Raw genomic sequence first — 18,189 nt, 5'->3', positions numbered from 1 at the left:
ACGGGATCCAGTTGTACACGTTCCGCTACATCGCCGATCCGTCCACGGTGTGGGTGGGGGTGATCGCGCAGGAGATTCAGGACGAGTATCCGGACGCGGTGTCGACCGATGAGGACGGCTATCTGCGGGTCGACTATTCCGCGCTCGGGCTGCGCATGCTCTCTTTGGAGGAATGGCAGACGTGCATGCCGTCACAGACCGTGACGATCACCAACACGCTGGAGCGGATCCCGACGTCGTCGGTCTCCGCGACGCCATCGGTCCCGGCTTCGCCGACACCGGCCTCCGCGACGCCGTCGGTCCCGGCTTCGCCGACTCCGGCCTCCGCGACACCGTCGGTCCCGGCCTCCGCGACACGGTCGGTCTCGGCTTCGCCGACCCAGGCGCACGCCGTCACGGACCGGCGGCTCGCCGCCACCGGTGCCGAGAGCGGTGTCGTCGCGGTTGTCGGGGCGTTGTTGATCGCTGCGGGAGCTGCCGTGACGAGGAGGAGCGCCCGACGCGGCCGCTGAGACCGGGCCGGCGGGTCTCGCTGCGGGAGGAGAAGAGGCTCCTCGGGTCTTGCGCCGTTCGTCACGCGTCGGCGAGGCCGGATCGAGGTGGTGCGGCCTTCGTCGAAGCCCACCGTGAATCCCTTGCCGTCGACGAATGAAGTTAGCCTGCATAGTCAGATCAATCCGTTGTCAGGGCAGGCGTGTTTGATTTGGATCAAGAGCTTTCGTCCGCTGTAGATCACGGTCGACATGCACTTTGTGCTGATTTCGCGAGAACTGCGATGATGACGGTCATCGTGTTGCGAAGTGGGACGTGACAGGGGATGACGTGCAGGCAACGACATCGGGTGCGTGGTGCGACCGGTGCTGTCACGTGGGGTTGTCACGGAAATTCAATGAGAAAAAGAAGCGACCGAATAATGGTCGCAATGACGAGGGTCATGCCTGGATCATTCGACGTGGCCGCCCCGCGAACAGTGGGCCTTCTGAGACGGTGCCGTCGTCCGCAGCACTGTCAGCATTCCCCGTGCCGTCGGCGAGCGGCATTCGCCGACCCCGGCGCCCGCCGGGAGGCGCGCGGGTGGCACGGCGCGGCGTTGCGTCGCTCGTGGCCGAGAGCCCGAGCGGTCGGGGGCACCGGCCACTCCTGAGCGGTGTGGGACACCCCCCGGGTCCCACGCCTCCGGGTGGCGGAGATCTCGGATCTCCGCCACCTCCCCCGACCGGCTGAGGTCTCAGGACTTCTCAGCCGGTCACCCGAGCGCGGGTTGGCGGTGAGCCTCCCCAAGGTCGCCGACCCGCTCAGGGGGCGTCGAGGCCCGGCTCGGCCCGACGCCTCCGGGGCCGGCGGCGCTGCCCGCCGCCGGCCCCCCTTCTCACTGTTCCGAGATGGTTGACCGCCAGCTTGTGAGGCATACCGGCCCGGTGGGCGCGGCCCGCGGCCGATGACCGCCAGGTTGTAAGGCATACGGCGCCGGATCCGGGCCGCGTAGCCCGTACAAGGTGGCGGTCAGCCCGCGGCGGGCGGCTCACCCGGCTGGAATGCCTCACAACCTGGCGGTCACCGCTGTCCCTGTCTGCTTCGCCCATCGCGGGCCGCTCGGCGACGTGGTGCGCGCCTTGACAGTCCAGAAAACGGCTGCTGTAATACTCATCAGTGATGATGAGACTCATTCTCATTAAGTAGCCACGGCCAGCACCAGCGTGCTGTAGAAGCGAGGCAGGCCATGCAAGCGACCTAGGCGCACCGGCGCGGGCGCATCCGTGCCCGCGGTCCCCTCGATTCCTTGGTCCCTCCACCGCGCCGCGGCACAGCCACGGCGGAAAGCCGCATATGCACAGCACTCTGCACGCCCGTCGTCTCCTCTCCCTGCTCACCCTCGGCGTCACGACCGCGCTTCTGAGCGGCACTCTCGGCGCCCCCGCGTCGTTCGCCGAAGAACCCGCACGGACGACCCGGGTCGCCTTGTCCCAGGCGTCGCTTCCCGCCCTGGTCGGGGACCGCACCGGCCTGTCAGTGACCGCCGCCGAGAACGGCACGCTCCTCGACCCGGCGACCACGGTCTTCACGGCGGTGGCCGGAGAATCCTCGACGTCACAGGTGCTCGTCGACACGGACTCGATCCCCGACGGACTGGCGTTCGCCGGAGCACGCCTGAGCTACGAGATCACGACGTCGCCCGAGGACGCTGCCGTCCGGATCGGGATCGTCGACAGGAACGGAAGCCGGACGGACTGGGTGGCGGGCCGGGCAGTGGCGATCGGCAGCACGAGTTCGGACACCCTCACGTGGGCCTTCGATCGCGCCGGAGACTACGTCCTGCGACTCACCGCCGAGGTGGAGCTGACCTCGGCCGCAGACACCGGAGCATCCGCGCCGACAGGCAGCGCCGACACGACGACGGGGACGAGCGAGACCGCCGACCGGACACTGACCTCGACCGCCGACTACGCCGTCGAGGTCTCCGTGCCGGCGGTCGGCACCTCGACGGATCGGGGCAGCACGTCCGCCGTCGCAACGCCGGCAGGCAGCGGCGGGGCCACCGCGACCGCGCGTGGCACCCAGCAGGCGCCCCGCGCCGACGCCGACGAGGACGCCGGGGACGGTTCGGACGAGACGGATCCCGACCCGGCGGCGTGGGACGTGCCGAACCACAGCACGACCGCGTCGGGGGCGACGATCATCACCGAGGGACATATCGATGTCGCCTCCCTCCTCGAGGGCGGCACGCTCGTCACGAGGATCAAGGACGACTCCGATCTCGCGGCGGGAACCACCTACCGCGACCCGGCCACGACCGTGTTGCAGGTGCGGCCGGAAGCGCAGACGACGGTCCCGGCCGTCGAGGCGTACGCGTTTCTCGGCGAGGCCGGATCCGCGCTGTGGCAGGTCTCCGAGACGCAACAGGCAGGACTGTTGTGGCCGGGGTGGTCGACCGAGGCGATACCCGTCGCCGCGACGCAGACAGGGGTGACCTGGAGCCTGGACAGGATCTCCGGGCCCGGCGAGTTCGCCTTGTACACGACGAGCCTGTCCTCGCCGAACGTGCTGTACAACACACGCGACGGGATCACGGAGAAGGACTCGTTCGAGATCCCGAAGAACTCCCACGTGCACGGGTCCTGGGCGTTCTCCACGCAGGGCACCTACTGCCTCGGCTTCACCCGGTCCACCAGGTCGGCGGACGGGACGAACGCCTCGGACACGTTCACGCTCGCCATCGCGGTCGGAGAGGTCGACGTCACCCGGATCGACCCGGCGGCGTGCTTCGCACGCACGGATGAGCCGTCCGAGCAGGACGTCACCCCGGTGCCGGAGCCACAGTTGACGGATGCGACCACGGGCGGCATCGAGGTGCTCGGGGGCGATGCCGGGTTCACGCCGGGGCAGCTCGTGACCGTCCAGGTGGGTGCCTCGCACGCCGGCCAGTGGGTGTCGGTGTGGCTGGACTCGACGACGTGGCTGGGCTGGGTGCAGGCCGACTCCGGTGGCGCGGTCCAGGTGCGGCTTCCCGCCGGTTCCGCGCTCGGGTCCCACAAGCTGGTGGTGAAGGCCGACTCGGGTGACCTGATCGGATGGGATGCGCTGAGCCTGGTGACGCCCCCCGAGGATCCCGGTGACGACTCCGGCGACGATCCCGGGAACGGCACGACACCGCCGCCGAACACCACCACCGGGTGCGAGGCGGAGACGACGATCATCTCGGCGGGCCACCTGGACTACTCGACACAGGTCGTAGGCGGCAGGTTGCAGTCGTTGATCGGGGACGACTCCTCCGGCCGCAAGGTCTTCCGGGAGCCCTCGGAGACGGTGCTGTGGCTCAAACCGTCCAGCAAGGTCAGACTGTCGGCCGGGTACGAGCGGGTCGCTCCCGCGGGGACGAGCGTGTTCCTGGGGCCGCAGACGCAGAACTCCGATCTGATCTGGCTGGGCTGGTCGACGGAGCTGGTGAACTCCTCCCACCTCGCGAGCCCGGTGACGTGGAACCTGGATCGGGTCGAGGGGCCCGGCGAGGTGTCGGTGTTCCTCCAGGGCGCCTTCGGCGGGATCGAGAAGATGGTGTTCGACGGGGCCGGCAGCTACCAGATCAACCTGGGCGTGCACGCGCATGCGAACTGGGCGTTCACGAAGGCGGGCATCTACCGGCTGCACTTCACCCAGTCGGCGACGCTGGCGAGCGGGCAGAGGTCGTCCGACACCGAGACCCTGACCATCGCTGTGGGGGACGTCGATCCGGTCAGCGCGGTCGACGGAGGCGCGGACTGCGTGGACACGTCCGGAGGCGGCGCCACGGTCGCCAAGGGCACCACGACGAACCCCGGCGCCGACACGGCCACAGACGCGGTGCGGAAGAAGCGGACCACCGCGGCCGAGTGCACGCCGACGAGGTCGACGGTGCTGTCCTCCGGACACATGGACTGGAATGCGCAGATCGTCGGCGGGAAGCTGGAATCCCTGATCGGGGACGATTCGACCGGCTCCCGGGTCTACCGGGATCCGGGGTCGACGGTGCTGTGGCTCAAACCCTCCAGCAAGGTCACCCTGCCGTCCGGGTTCTCCCAGATCGGGGCCGCGGGCTCGACGGTGTGGCAGATCCCGCAGACCCAGGAGCAGAGCCTGGTCTGGCTGGGCTGGTCCACCGAGTTGCTCAACGCCGGCAATGCGTCGAGCGCCGTCACCTGGACGTTGACCGAGGTCGAGGGGCCGGGCACCGTGGCCGTCTACACCATCGGCTCGTTCAGCGGGGTGCAGGATCTGGTGTTCGACGGCACCGGCACGTCCTCGATCGCCTTGGGCGTGCACGCGCACGCGAATTGGGCGTTCAGCAAGCAGGGCGTGTACCGGCTGCACTTCACCCAGTCGGTGAGGCTGGCCGGGGGCCGGACGTCCTCCGACAGCGAGGTGCTGACCATCGCCGTCGGGGACGTCGATCCCACCACCGTGACGACCAGTACCACCGGGTGCGGCGCGGTCTCGAACGGGGCTCGGTCCGGTGTCGACACCACTGCGGACCAGGCACGGGTCGCGGCCGACCAGGCCGTGGCGGAGGCAGCGGAGGTCGCTGCCGCGGAGCTGCCCGGGGAGGGTTCGGACGTGCCGGGGCCAGGCGCCTCGAATCCGTTCGAGGAACTCGCGAACGGCAATCCCGTCCCCCTGCTGCTCGACGTCCTCGGCGGGCTGCTGCTCCTCGGAGCGGTCGGCACAGGCGGGCTGTGGTGGCGCAGACGTCGCTGGGAGGGCGTCGCGGCGTCGGCGTCGGGCGCCTCGTGACGGGCTGGGCATCGGTGATCGGATTGCGTCCGCTCGACCACCGGCTCCGTCGCGGGCTGCGGTCCCTCGCGGTGCTTGCCGCCGTGGGGTTGCTGGTTTCGGGGTGCGCGGCCAAGCCGATGCTGGCGGCCGACTCGGACCGGCTGCAGGTGGTGACCACCACGGGCATCCTGCGCGATCTGGTGTCCCACGTGGGCGGCGACCGGGTGGACGTGGTCTCCCTGGTACCGGACAACGGCGACCCGCACACCTACGAGCCGACGCTGCGGGACGCCCGCAACGTGGTGTACGCCGATGTGGCGTTCAGCAACTACGCGATGCTGGAGGAGCAGTCGATCATCAAGACCCTGGACGCCAACATCGGCGACGACGCGGTGAACGTGTCGCTGGTGGAGGAGTCGGTCAAGTACGCCGCCGAGCTGATTCCGCTGGTCGAGGACGTCAATCTCGACACCGTGTGGCTGGGGTTGCGGGCACAGGGCGACGGTGAGCAGTACGGTGCCACGCGCACCTCCGAGGTGCTCCTCTCGGCCACGGCGGCCACGGGCCCCGGGGACGTGTACGCCTATCTGACCGGGACGTTCGGGGACACCGACGTGTACTTCGACTCCTCCGACGGGTTCGACGCCGCCACCGGCTACAAGGACGACACGATGAGCCTGCCGGCGGACGCTCACACGCATCTCTCCTGGGCGTTCACGAAGCCAGGCGTCTACACGATCACCCTCACGGCGCAGCTTCGGGTCGACGACACGTCCAGGCCGACCGACCTGGGCGAGGCCACCTACACGTTCGCGGTGGGCGTGAACCCGGTCGAGGCCGCCGCGGAGGCGGGCATGACGGACCCGGTGGTGCTCGACAAGGGACACGCGGACCTGGCGGCGAACCTCGACGAGGGCACGCTCGAGGTTCGCTACGACCCGGAGGGTGGCGGCGAGCACACTCAGCACGCGTACGCCGCCGACGAGGTGGTGATCGACGTGCCGGCCAAGGCTCTGGCGGAGATTCCCGCCGGAGGCCAGTACACGTTCCTCGGGCATGCGGGCGATCAGATCTACCAGCTCGCCCAGGCCGTCCTCGGCAAGCATGTGCACGGCGAGATCGACCCGCACCTGTGGCAGAACGTGCGCAACGCGATGGCCTATGTGCAGCTCATCCGGGACACCCTGATCGGGGCTGACCCGGCCGGGGCGCGCACCTACGCGGCCAACACCCAGGCGTACCTGACGGAGTTGGAGGCCACCGACGGCTACGTGCGGGACGTGATCGCGAGGATCCCGCAGAAGAACCGGTACCTGGTGACCACGCACGACGCGTTCGCGTATCTGGCCGACGCCTACGACATCCAGGTGGCCGGGTTCGTCACGCCGAACCCCTCGGCCGAGGAGTCGCTGGCGGACCGCAAGAAGCTCTCCGAGACGCTCCGCACGCTGCATATCCCCGCGGTGTTCCTGGAACCCAATCTGAAGGCGCGGTCCTCGACCCTGACCCAGGTCGCTGCCGAGCAGGGCATCGCCGTGTGCGCGATCTACGGCGACACGTTCGACGAACACGTCACGAGCTATGTGCAGATGATGCGTTTCAACGCGGACTCCCTGCTCGGTTGTCTCGGCGGCACGTGATCCCGCCCGCGCACCGAGGACCGATGAACCGGATGAGAAGAGAAGAACACATGACGCACGCTGACAGGCCCGCACGTACCCGCGCCCTCCGACGGCGCCGGCCGGTGCTGGGCGTCCTGGGCATCGTCCTCGCCGGCGCGGCGCTGCTCGCGCCGTCGGCGGCGTGGGCGGAGACGGCTCCGCCGGACGACCCGAACCTCAAGCAGACGCTCTCCCCGGACCTGGCGATCGTGCACGGGGAGCGAGTGCTGGAGACCGGGCATGTGGACATGGGCCCGAAGTTCGAGAAGGACGGCACCTGGCGGTTCCTCATCCACGACGACGTCGCCCGGGCCGACGCGGACGCGAAGAGCGTCTGGCGCTACCCGGACGAGACCGTCTTCCACGTCGTCGACGCCGCCGAGCTGACCGTGCCCGACGACGAGGCATACTCCTTCCTCGGCGCCGATCCCGGCGAGACCGTGTGGGTCGTGCCCCAGACGCAGAACCCCGACGTGGTCTGGCTGGGCTGGAACACTCAGGATCCCGACGTCATGAAGACGATCGACCGGGGGATCACCTTGTCGCTGACCGGGGTGCAGGGCCCGGGCGTGGTGACCACCTACCTGCAGTCGGGCTCCTTCGGAGCGCCGCAGGTGCTGTGGGATTCGCGGAAGACGGACGCGCAGCCGGTGTGGGTCGACGTCAACACCCACACGCACGCCAACTGGGTGTTCACGAAGCCGGGCGTCTACCTGCTGCGGCTGACGGCCGAGGCCGACCTGGTCGACGGCAGCCACGCCTCCGACACCCAGCTCATCCGCTTCGCGGTCGGCACCGCCACATCCCCCGCCGAGGCGATGGCCGCGACCTGGCAGGGTGAGGACGATCCGACCAGCACCGCCCCGGCGTCGGCCGGGGCGACGGCGGGATCCACGCAGGACGCGACGGCACCGGCGAACCGCGACACGGATTCGTCCGGCCCGCTGGTGCCCGTCCTGATCGGCGCGATCATCGTCGTCGCGGTCGGGTTGGTCACCGGGTTCGCGATCGCGATCGCCCGTGGCAACCAGGCCAGGCGCCGCATCCTCGCGGCCCGCACGGGCGACCGCGGGAGTCCGGACGAACCGGGATCGACGGCGGATCCGGGACAGGCCCCCGGCCCGGATCCCGGCCGCGACGGCTCGCGAGGCGGTGACGCATGAGCGACACCGGAACGACGGCGGCGCTGGCGGTGGAGAAGGTGTCTGTCGATCTCGGCGGCCGTCGTGTGCTGCACTCGGTCGATCTCCGGGCGCACCGCGGGGAGCTGGTCGGGCTGATCGGCCCGAACGGGGCGGGCAAGACCACCTTGTTGCGCACGATTCTCGGCCTTCTGAAGCCCGCCGCGGGCGCGGTCACCGTCGAGGGTCGCCCCGCCAAGCCCGGTCGGGTCCCGGTCGGGTACATCCCGCAGCGCCTGGACTTCGCCTGGGAGTTCCCGATCTCCGTGGCCAACGTCGTCATGACCGGGCTCACCGGGCGGCTCGGTCTGGCCCGCCGCCCCGGAGCCGCGCAATGGGAGGCGGTCGCCGACGCTCTGGACAGGGTGCGGATGACCGAGTTGGCGGACCGTCCTGTCGGGCAGCTCTCCGGCGGGCAGCGGCAGCGCGTGCTCGTCGCCCGTGCGCTGGCTCTCCAGCCCGCGGTGCTGCTGCTCGACGAACCGTTCACCGGTCTCGACATGCCGACCCAGGAACTGCTCTCCGGCTTGTTCGCCGATCTTGCCCACGAAGGACGCGCTCTGCTGATGACGACTCATGACATCCTCTCGGCCCTGGACGGTTCCGACCGGATCGCCCTGCTCAACCGCACGATCGTCGCGTCAGGCACGCCCGCCGAACTGGCCGGCGATCCGAGCCTGTGGGCGAGGACGTTCGGGATCGGGCCGGGCTCGGCGCTGCTGCGCATGGTGCAGGCGGCCGCCTGATGAGCCCGATCGAGTTCCTCGGCGACCTTCTCAATCCCGAGCTCGCATTCCTTCCGAAGGCGCTCGCGGTGGCCGTCATGTCGTCGATCGTGTGCGGGGTGATCGGCTGCTACGTGGTGCTGCGCGGCATGGCCTTCATCGGGGATGCGGTCGCCCACTCCGTCTTCCCCGGCCTGGCCATTGCGTTCGTCGTCGGCGGGAACCTCGTGCTGGGCGGTTCGCTGGCGGGGATCGCGACGGCGATCCTGGTGGCCGTGTTCTCCCAGAACCGGCGCCTGAAGGAGGATTCGATCATCGGGGTCCTGTTCGTCGCCGCCTTCGCGCTCGGTGTGGTCATCATCTCCCAGGCCCCCGGGTATGCGGGAAGCCTGCAGCAGTTCCTGTTCGGGTCCATCACCGGCATCCCCGACTCGGACCTGTACGTCGTCGGTATCACTGGCGCGGTCGTGCTGCTGGTGGTGTTCCTGCTGCACAAGGAGTTCGTCACCATCAGTCTCGACCGCGAATCGGCGCGGGCGCTCGGCGTGCAGGTGTTCTGGCTCGATCTGGTCCTCTACGTCCTCGTCACCCTCGCGGTGGTCATCTCGGTGCAGACCATCGGCAACATCCTCGTGCTCGCCCTGCTCGTCACCCCGGCCGCCACCGCCCGCCTGCTCACCGACCGGCTGGGAATCATGATGGCTCTCGCTCCGGCCATCGGCGGGCTCGCGGCCCTGACCGGCCTCTACGTGTCGTGGTCGTGGGATCTGCCCACCGGCGGAACCATCGTGCTCGTCCTCACCGCGGTGTTTCTGCTCGCCTGGGTGTTCGCCCCGCGACAGGGGCTTGTGGCGCGGGCCGGACGGCCGGGCCGTCGCACCCGCCCGGCCGACCCGGGCGCCGTGTCGGGATCCGCGCCGGCCGTGTCCCTTGCCGACACGGATCCCGATCCTCAGCCCGCCACCAGTGGAGCCCGCTCATGACCGAACCGATTCCGCCCGCCCGTCACCGCGACCGGGACGACGGCACCGTCGTCCTTCCCGACCCGGTGGCGGCCGAATCCGCATCGCCGCGAACGGGCACGCGTCGACTGCTGCCCGTGACGACCGTGACGCTGGCCGTCCTCGGTGCAGCAGCGCTCCTCGCCGGAACGATCGGCGCCGCCGGTGGCGCGTCCGTCCCGGCCCCGTCCGTTCCGGCGGTGTCGGCGACGGCGGGCGGGGTCGCGCGGACTCCCTCGGCCGCGTCGGCCGCGGCGGTCGACGCGGGTGCGGCCTCCGGCAGGCAGGACACTCCGATCTCCGAGCTCGCCGATCCCGCCTGGGTCTCCCGCATCGCCGAACAGGGCGACATCCCCGAGCGTGCGCTGGCCGCCTACGCCGGGGCGTCCCTTGCTGTCGCCGGGGCTGTCCCGGGCTGCAGGATCGGCTGGAACACCCTGGCCGCCATCGGCAAGGTCGAATCCGAGCACGGCACCATGAACGGCGCCCGCATCGACGACCGTGGCGTGGCGAGCCCCACCATCATCGGGATCGCTCTCGACGGATCGCAGAACACGGCGAGGATTCCCGACACCGACGACGGCAGGCTCGACCAGGACACCGCCTGGGATCGCGCGGTCGGGCCGATGCAGTTCATTCCCGCCACCTGGGCTCAGGCCGCCCGGGACGGGAACAAGGACGGCGCGAAGGACATCAATCAGATCGACGATGCCGCCCTTTCGGCCGCTGTGCTCCTGTGCGAGGCCGGCGGCGGCGATCTCACCGTGGCCGAGGGCTGGATCGCGGCCGTTGCGGCCTACAACGACTCGGCCGACTACAACAACCGCGTCGCCGAGGCCGCCACGACCTACGCGACGCTGAGGTAGGCGCGGGGCAGCGGGAAAGCGACCAGACCCGGCTCCGAATTGATATCGACTCTCAATATCGTTTAATATCGCAAGGATCGATCGTTCCGCCAGTCGAAGGAGACCGAGTAACCAATGTCCGCCCACAAATCCATTCCTCGCCTCGGGGTGACGCTCGCGCTCGCCGTCGGCCTCGCCCTCCTTGTCCTGGGGTCCGGCATCACCCAGGCGAGGGCGGACCCACTGCGGGAGTACGTGCTGCCGAAGGGACACATCGATCTGTTCGAGGTCACCTACGACGCCGAATCGGCGGGCCTGAAGCTCAGCGTCAAGGACGACACCAGGATCTACTCCTCCGGCGTCGAGTTCCGTGCTCCCGAGGAGACATCGCTCCTGGTCGACAGCGGGTTGGCGGTGCTGGATCTGTCGGGGATGCCGTCCGCGTACGACTTCCTGAAGGTCGACGGGACCACCGTCTACTACTTGCCGCAGACGCAGAACCCGGATCTGCCCTGGCCCGGCTGGAGCACCGAGCGGCTCCCGAGCACTCTTCCGGACGGTGTCAGCCTTTCTGCAACCGGTTCGCCCGTGGAGTTGGACCTGCAGATCGAGGGCCCGGGGGAGGTCTTCACCTGGCAGACGGGGACGTTCGGCGGAGTTCAGAACACCTACGTCAACACCGCCGATCCCGCGCCCGACGTGATTCCCATCGCGAGGAACGCCCATGTGCACACGAACTGGGTCTTCACTCAGCCGGGCGACTACTACCTCACGGTGACGCCGTCGGCCACGACGACCACGGGCGAGACGCTGACCGGCCCGAGCGCCAGCTACCACATCCGTGTCGGGGCTGCGACCGACCTCGCGCTGGTCTCGACGGCAAAACCCGTCGTCAGCGGGACGCCTGCGCCCGGTGAGACGCTCACGGCGACGGGCGGCACCTGGGAGCGCACTCCGGACTCCGTCACCTATCAGTGGTTGGCGGACGGCCAGCCGATCACCGGCGCGACGGGCAGCACCCTCGACGTGACGGACGCCCTGCTGGGCAGTCAGATCTCCGTCGAGGTGACCGCGACGAAACTGGGCCGCACGAACGGCGTGGCCGTATCCGACCCGGTCGGTCCCGTCGCGACGCCCGCTCCCTCCGAGACTCCGTCGCCGTCCGGGTCGCCGTCGCCGACCGGGTCGCCGTCGCCGTCGGAGTCTCCGTCGGGATCGGCGCTGCCGTCGGAGTCGCCGTCCGGAACGGGGTCACAGACCCCGAACTCGTCGGAGTCGGCAAGCGATCCTGTTCCCAGCGGGTCGTCCTCCGAGAGCGCACCGCCCACGGACCAGGATGACGAGGACGGTGCCGCCGATCCGCAGCTCGCAGACACCGGAACCGGAGCGGGCATCGCCGCCGTGGCAGGACTCGTCGCCGTCGGCGGCGCGGCCGGCAGCCTCCTCCTCAGACGTCGGATGCTCCGACGCCCCTGACCGGCGGACCGCCGGTTGTGGGTGTCCGGCGGTCGGACCGCCTCACCGGCGAAGAGTGACCGTCAGGTTGCCATGGCCATCAGCCCGGATTCGCGGGCCGTATGCCCCGCAGCCTGGCGGTCACCTTTCGCTTCGCGGCCGCCCCGCAACCCGGCGGCCGGTGCCACCGGCGAGGCGCCGGCGCGGAGAGTCCGGCGACGTCAGGCCTGGCACGCTCCGTCGAGCCGGACGATCATCGCCTTCAAGGTGTCCCGCATGAGGGCGTGGATCATCGCCGGATCGGAGCCCCGCATCGTGTGCGACTCGAGGACGCAGCCCAGGAGATCGATGGCCTGAGCCGTCGGCAGCCGCAGGCCGAAGCGGATCCGCTGCAGTTCGTTGTCCAGCAGTTCGACGAAGATGGCGTTCGTCCCGCCGAGCTTGGGAGCCTTGTCGGCCAGGTGGGGATTGCGCAGAAAGTGCAGCCGGATCTCCAGTTGCGCCAGCACCCGCGTGGGAGCGGCGATCCCCTTGTCGAGGGCGACGCCGAGCGCCGCGTCGAGCACATCCGGGAGCTGCGCCTCGTCGCCGAGCGTCTGCGGCACGACATCGACGGCGGCCCTGACCGTCTGCTCGGCGTCCGCGACGAAGCGGCGGAACGCGGCGACGCAGAGATCGTCCTTCGACTCGAAGTTGGAGTAGAACGCACCGCGCGTGAAGCCGGCACGCTCGCAGATCTCCTCCACCGTGGCCGCCTGCACGCCCTTCGCGGCAAAGATCTCCAAGGCGGCGTCCAGGAGCCTGTCGCGCGTGTGGGCCCGGCGGGCGGTGAGCGTCGAATCCGTCATCGCTGCCCCTCTCGGACGATCGGTCTCAACCCTGGGATGTCCCCGATGCGGCCTCGTGTTGGATACACCGCCGTATCGAATACACTAGCGTATCGAACGGGCCGAGGCAGGGTTCTGCCGCCGTGGCCCTCGCCGAGGGGAGAACACGTGTCCGCATTCCTCTACCGTCTGGGGCGGGCGTGCTTTCGTCACCGGTTCCGTGTCCTCGCCGTGTGGCTCGTCGTCGCGGCGGTGCTGGGCGGTTCGGCGGCTGCCTTCGGCGGCAGGTTCAGCGACGACTTCACCATTCCCGGAGCTCCCTCGGCCGAGGCCCTGCGGCAGCTCAACACCACCTTCCCGGGATCGGGCGACGCGACGGCGACGGCGGTCGTCGTCGCCCCCGAGGGGCAGACCTTCACCGACCCCGACGTCAAGAAGGCCGTCGAGTCGTGGCTGAAGGACCTCGAGAACGCCCACAAGGTCGAAAGCGTGACCTCGCCCTACAGCACGATCGTGAGCGGCCTCGTCAGCGATGACGGGCGAGCCGCGATCGTGCGCATGGGCGTCCAGGGCAGCCTCGCGGAATGGTCCGACGCCGACCGAGCGGCTCTCACCGAGGACGCCCGGACCATCGAGACCCTGCTGCCCGGCTCGTCCATCACCGTCGGCGGAGACGTGTTCTCCACCGACCTGCCCCACCTGTCGGTGGTCGAGTTCCTCGGCGTGGTCGTCGCGTTCGTCGTGCTGATCCTCACGCTCGGCTCGCTCATCGCCGCGGGCTTCCCCCTCGCGGTGGCGCTGATGGCCGCCGGGCTGGGAACACTGATCATCCTCATCGGGGCCGCGTTCACCGACGTCAACTCGACGACCCCGATGCTCGCCGTCATGCTCGGCGTCGCGGTCGGCATCGACTACTGCCTGTTCATCGTGTCCCGGCACCGCGATCAGCTCCGCCGCCCCGACCTGTCCCCCGAGGAGTCCGCCGCGCGCGCTGTGGCCACAGCCGGCTCCGCGGTCGTCTTCGCCGGGCTGACGGTGATCATCGCTCTCATCGGCCTGTTCATCGCCGACATCCCGTTCCTCACCGTGATGGGCATGTTCTCCGCCGTCACCGTCGGGATCGCCGTGCTGCTGGCGAACACGCTGCTGCCCGCGCTCCTGGGATTCGGCGGCGAACGGCTGCGCCCGAAACCGGCCAAGGCGGGCAAGGAGACGCGGCAGACGGCGTCCGAGCGTGCCGCCACCTGGTGGGTCGGCGTCGTGACGAAGGTGCCGGTGCTCACCATCGTCCTCGTCATCGCCGCCCTCGGCGCGCTCTCCCTTCCCGCCAAGGACATCCACATGGCCCTGCCCACCGCCGGGCAGAGCGCACCGGGCACGGCTGCCCGCGACACCTACGACCAGATCTCCGAGCACTTCGGGGTCGGGGCGAACGGCCCGCTCATCCTCACCGGCTCCATCGTCGAGTCGGACGACCCGCTGACGCTGGTCGCCGACCTCAAGGCCGAGATCGAGCAGCTTCCCGGGGTGGCATCCGTGCCGCTGGCGACCCCGAACCAGAACGCCGACTCCATGATGATCCAGATCGTCCCCGAGACCGGCCCCGACGACACCGCCACCACCCAGCTCGTCAAGGACCTCCGCGCCCATCAGCAGGAGTGGAAGGACACCTACGGCGTCACCACTTACGTGACGGGCGTGACGGCCGTCCAGATCGACGTGTCCGACCGGCTGGCCGGGGCGCTGTTCCCGTTCGGCGTCTTCGTCGTCGGCCTGTCGCTGGTCCTGCTCACCGTCGTGTTCCGCTCGCTGTGGGTGCCGATCAAGGCGTCCCTGGGGTATCTGCTGTCGATCGGGTCGGCGTTCGGCCTCACGACGATGGTCTTCAACTACGGCTGGTTCAAGGAGGCCATCAACCTCCACGAGGCCGTCCCGATCATCAGCTTCTTCCCCATCATCCTGATGGGCATCCTGTTCGGCCTCGCGATGGACTACGAGGTGTTCCTCGTGTCCCGCATGCGCGAGGAGCACGTCCACGGCAACCGCAACAGTGTGCGGGACGGCTTCGTCCACACGGCGAAGGTGGTCGTCGCCGCCGCCCTGATCATGTTCGCCGTGTTCGCCTTCTTCGTGCCGAACGGCGAAGGGGCGATCAAGCCGATCGCGTTCGGCCTCGCGGTCGGCGTGGCGATCGACGCCTTCCTCGTGCGGATGACCCTCGTCCCCGCCGTCATGGCCCTGCTCGGCGACCGGGCCTGGTCGCTGCCGAAATGGCTCGACCGCATCCTGCCCGTGATGGACATCGAGGGCGAGGGCCTGGCCCATCAGCTCAAACTCGGCCAGTGGGAGCAGGCCGCGCCCTACGCGGTGTACGGGGAAGGGCTCCGTCTGGATCTGGACGGCGTCACGCTGTTCGCCGATGTCCGCGTCGCCCTCGTCGCCGGACAGCCGCTCGTCGTCACCGGCCCGCCGCAGTCCCGCCGCGCCCTGCTCCTCGCCATCACGGGCCGCACCGACCTCACCGCCGGGGAGCTGAAGGTCCTCGGCCTCGTCCTGCCCGAACAGGCGAGCCAGGTGCGTCGCCGGGCCGAGGTGCTGACCAGCGACCAGCCCAACGTCGCTCAGGCGCTGACCCGGTCGCGTGCGTCCCTGGTCGCCGTGGACGGTGTGAGCAAGCTCAACGCCGAGGAGTTCGCGGCCCTCGTCACGGCCATGAAATCCCGGCCCGAGGTGACCTGGGTGCTCGGCACCCCACCAGGCTCCGACCTGACCGCCCTGCCGCCCGCCCCGTACACCCAGGTCAATCTGCCCCTCGACCGCGCCCTCGCCCGGGCCACGAACTGAAGGAAGTCCGAAGATGTCGAAGCGACACACCTGGTACACGCTGGTCGGCGTTCTGCTGGTCCCGCTGATCTTCGCCGCCGGCTTCCTTGCCGCGACCTGGAACCTCGACAGCCGGCTCCACACCGTGCAGGCCGCGATCGTCAACAACGACGAGGCCGTGACCGTCAACGGCCAGACGGTGCCGCTCGGACGGCAGCTCACGGCGGCGCTGGTCGACTCGGATCGTGAGCAGAACCTCGACTGGGTCATCGCCAGTGCCGAGGACGCCAGCGCCGGGCTGGGCGACGGGACGTACGCCGCGGTCGTGACCATCCCCGAGAACTTCTCGGCGGCCGCGACCTCGTACGCGAAGGACGCCGACAGCGCGCACAAGGCGACGATCAAGATCCAGACCTCGTCCAACGGCGGGATCGCCGAGACCTCGCTGGGGCAGTCCGTCGCGAAGGAAGCCGTGACGACGCTCAACGCGTCCCTCACGACCACCTACCTGGACCAGATCTACGTCGGCTTCAACGACATGCACACCCAGTTCACCGACCTCAAGACGGGCACGCAGCAACTCGCCGACGGCGCGTCCTCGCTGTCGACGGGGATCGGTCAGGCCTCGACCGGCACCGACCAGCTCGCCACCGGTCTCGAACAGCTCTCCGCCGGCAGCGCCCAGCTCAACAGCGGTGCGTCGCAGCTCGACAGCGGCGCGTCCCAGCTCGCGACGGGCGCCTCGCAACTCGCCACGGGAGCGTCGCAACTGAACTCGCAGACGGCCCAGCTCCCGAGCCAGACCAAGGCGCTGGCCGATGGTGTGTCCACCTACGTCGCGGGCGTCGACACCCTCATCGACGAGACCGAGACCCAGACCACGGCGTCGGCGGCGCAACTGGCGAAGCTCGGCCAGGTCAGCGTGCTCACCGGGGGCATGACAAAGCTGAACACCGGGCTGCAGACCTACAAGTCGGGCATGGAAGCGCTCGTCGACGACCCGTCGCCGGTGGCCGCGGAGGTCACGACGCAGGTGCAGTCGCAGATCGGCGGTGCCTGCCCCGCCGAGATCCAGGCCGCCTACGGCGACGCCGGGTGCGCGGGCTTCGCCGCTGGTCTCAGCACCGGCGTGAGCGCCGGGGTCAGCGGCGGTGCCTCGGCTGCGGTGACGGGTCTCACGACCGAGGAAGACGGCTCCACCATCATGAGCGGAGCGGCGAATCTGAGCGCGGGCGCGACGGAGTTCCAGCAGACCGTGGACGCGATCGACGTCCCGACCCAGTCCGAGCTGGACGCCGCCACGAAGAAGCTCGAACAGCTTCGGGCGGGGGGCAGCGAACTCGCCTCGGGCACGAAGAAGCTCGCCGACGGCATGCCGGCGCTGAGCAGCGGCATCTCGCAACTGTCCTCGGGCGCGACGCAACTGTCCACAGGGGCGACGCAACTGTCGTCCGGCGTGAGCCAGTTCACCACCGGGCTGACGCAGTACACCGCGGGCGTCGACCAGACGGCCACCGGTGCCCGGACGCTCGCGACCGGGCTGTCGCAGGCCGCCGAGGGCGCGTCGGAACTGAGCACCGGCACCCAGAAGCTCGCGACGGGCGTCGCCGAGGGGGCCACGCAGGTCCCGACCTACTCGGCGACCGAGCGCAAGAACCTCTCGGAGGTCGTCGCGGCACCGGTCTCGGACGACTCGGTCCTCGGCCTGCCCGGTCCCGGCGTCGCGTGGGCGTCCCTCGTGGTGGTCGTGGCGCTGTGGCTCGGCGCGATGGCGATGTACATCGTGACGACCACCATCCGCAAGGGCGCGGCGATGTCCACGGCGTCCTCGGCGCGCGTGCTCGGAGAGTCCCTGCTGCCCGGCGCGGTGGTCGGCGCGGTGCAGGCGGTCGTCCTGGCGGTGGTCGCCGCCGCGATCGGGGTCCCGCAGGGCCTGGCGCTGACCGGCGTCCTGCTGCTCGCGTCCCTCGCGTTCATCGCGATCAACTTCGCGCTCGTCGCGCTGTTCAAGAACGTCGGCCGGTGGCTGTCGGCAGGGTTCGTGATCCTCACCACGGCGACGGCTCTGACGTCGGCGCTGCCGTCCTGGCTGAGCGTGCTGAAACCCCTGTCCCCGGTCGGTTCGGCCCTGGAGGCGGTGAGAGCGCTGATGAACGGGCAGTCCCTGGTCAACCCGCTCATCGCGTTGACGGGCTGGTTGCTGCTCGGCCTCGTGGGATGCGTCGTCGCCGTGCTCCGGTCGCGGAAGGTGCCGGCGTCGGAGCTCGTCGCCGTGCACTGACCCTGTCGAGGCTGACTTCGTCGAGGCGCTGCCGGGCGTCTCGTGGCCGGGTCCGGCACGCTCAGCGCGGCTCTCGTTCGGAATGAAGCCCGACAGCGAAGCCATTGAGATCCCGGCCGGCGAGGCGTGTACTGAGCCGCAGG

Annotated in this window: 11 protein-coding genes; 10 read left to right on the top strand and 1 reads right to left on the bottom strand. The window is 69.8% G+C overall.

The annotated features are described in order from the left end of the window. The 8 genes from G555_RS22520 to G555_RS0102445 all read left to right on the top strand — a co-directional run. Positions 1–512 (top strand): tail fiber domain-containing protein (locus G555_RS22520; protein WP_028707645.1); only part of this gene is annotated, 512 nt, incomplete at its 5' end. A 1,315-nt stretch (positions 513–1,827) separates the two neighbouring features. Continuing rightward, positions 1,828–5,265, top strand: a complete 3,438-nt coding sequence (locus G555_RS0102475) for a TIGR03773 family transporter-associated surface protein (RefSeq protein WP_028707644.1) — start codon at positions 1,828–1,830, stop codon at positions 5,263–5,265. Between the two features lie 119 nt (positions 5,266–5,384). Next, positions 5,385–6,887, top strand: coding sequence for an anchored repeat ABC transporter, substrate-binding protein (locus tag G555_RS0102470; protein WP_084634592.1), 1,503 nt, complete (start codon positions 5,385–5,387; stop codon positions 6,885–6,887). A gap of 50 nt (positions 6,888–6,937) precedes the next feature. Beyond that, complete coding sequence (locus tag G555_RS17455; RefSeq protein ID WP_084634577.1) at positions 6,938–8,071, top strand: choice-of-anchor M domain-containing protein; 1,134 nt, start codon at positions 6,938–6,940, stop codon at positions 8,069–8,071. After that, positions 8,068–8,835 carry an anchored repeat-type ABC transporter ATP-binding subunit gene (locus tag G555_RS0102460; protein WP_036920712.1) on the top strand — a complete coding sequence of 256 codons (768 nt, stop codon included), beginning with the start codon at positions 8,068–8,070 and terminating at the stop codon, positions 8,833–8,835. Before G555_RS17455 ends, G555_RS0102460 begins: the two co-directional genes overlap by 4 nt. Then, the gene (locus tag G555_RS17450; RefSeq protein ID WP_211223151.1) at positions 8,832–9,797 is read left to right on the top strand and encodes an anchored repeat-type ABC transporter permease subunit; all 966 of its coding nucleotides are present in this window, start codon (positions 8,832–8,834) and stop codon (positions 9,795–9,797) included. The genes G555_RS0102460 and G555_RS17450 overlap by 4 nt, the downstream gene beginning before the upstream one ends. After that, on the top strand, positions 9,794–10,681 hold the full coding sequence (locus G555_RS17445) for a lytic transglycosylase domain-containing protein (protein WP_051208266.1): 888 nt from the start codon (positions 9,794–9,796) through the stop codon (positions 10,679–10,681). The genes G555_RS17450 and G555_RS17445 overlap by 4 nt, the downstream gene beginning before the upstream one ends. Positions 10,682–10,795: 114 nt before the next feature. Next, complete coding sequence (locus tag G555_RS0102445; protein ID WP_028707641.1) at positions 10,796–12,136, top strand: choice-of-anchor M domain-containing protein; 1,341 nt, start codon at positions 10,796–10,798, stop codon at positions 12,134–12,136. Positions 12,137–12,336: 200 nt separating this feature from the next. Here the strand turns inward: G555_RS0102445 and G555_RS17440 are convergent, their stop codons facing one another. Further along, positions 12,337–12,963: a TetR/AcrR family transcriptional regulator gene (locus G555_RS17440; RefSeq protein WP_051208264.1), complete on the bottom strand. Its 627-nt coding sequence runs from the start codon at positions 12,961–12,963 to the stop codon at positions 12,337–12,339. A gap of 147 nt (positions 12,964–13,110) precedes the next feature. Between G555_RS17440 and G555_RS0102435 the strand changes: the two genes are divergently transcribed. Next, complete coding sequence (locus G555_RS0102435; protein ID WP_028707640.1) at positions 13,111–15,786, top strand: MMPL family transporter; 2,676 nt, start codon at positions 13,111–13,113, stop codon at positions 15,784–15,786. A 13-nt stretch (positions 15,787–15,799) separates the two neighbouring features. Beyond that, positions 15,800–18,046: a YhgE/Pip domain-containing protein gene (locus G555_RS0102430; protein WP_028707639.1), complete on the top strand. Its 2,247-nt coding sequence runs from the start codon at positions 15,800–15,802 to the stop codon at positions 18,044–18,046. Positions 18,047–18,189 lie beyond the last annotated feature (143 nt).

The sequence above is a fragment of the Propionicicella superfundia DSM 22317 genome (genome assembly GCF_000423465.1).
In the GTDB taxonomy this organism is placed as follows: Bacteria; Actinomycetota; Actinomycetes; order Propionibacteriales; family Propionibacteriaceae; genus Propionicicella; species Propionicicella superfundia.
This window is presented reverse-complemented; position numbering and strand designations above follow the sequence as displayed.

Coding starts and splice junctions, on each gene's coding strand:
- G555_RS0102475 (WP_028707644.1), top strand. CDS start 1,828: ATGCACAGCACTCTGCACGCCCGTCGTCTCCTCTCCCTGCTCACCCTC.
- G555_RS0102470 (WP_084634592.1), top strand. CDS start 5,385: ATGCTGGCGGCCGACTCGGACCGGCTGCAGGTGGTGACCACCACGGGC.
- G555_RS17455 (WP_084634577.1), top strand. CDS start 6,938: ATGACGCACGCTGACAGGCCCGCACGTACCCGCGCCCTCCGACGGCGC.
- G555_RS0102460 (WP_036920712.1), top strand. CDS start 8,068: ATGAGCGACACCGGAACGACGGCGGCGCTGGCGGTGGAGAAGGTGTCT.
- G555_RS17445 (WP_051208266.1), top strand. CDS start 9,794: ATGACCGAACCGATTCCGCCCGCCCGTCACCGCGACCGGGACGACGGC.
- G555_RS0102445 (WP_028707641.1), top strand. CDS start 10,796: ATGTCCGCCCACAAATCCATTCCTCGCCTCGGGGTGACGCTCGCGCTC.
- G555_RS17440 (WP_051208264.1), bottom strand. CDS start 12,963: ATGACGGATTCGACGCTCACCGCCCGCCGGGCCCACACGCGCGACAGG.
- G555_RS0102430 (WP_028707639.1), top strand. CDS start 15,800: ATGTCGAAGCGACACACCTGGTACACGCTGGTCGGCGTTCTGCTGGTC.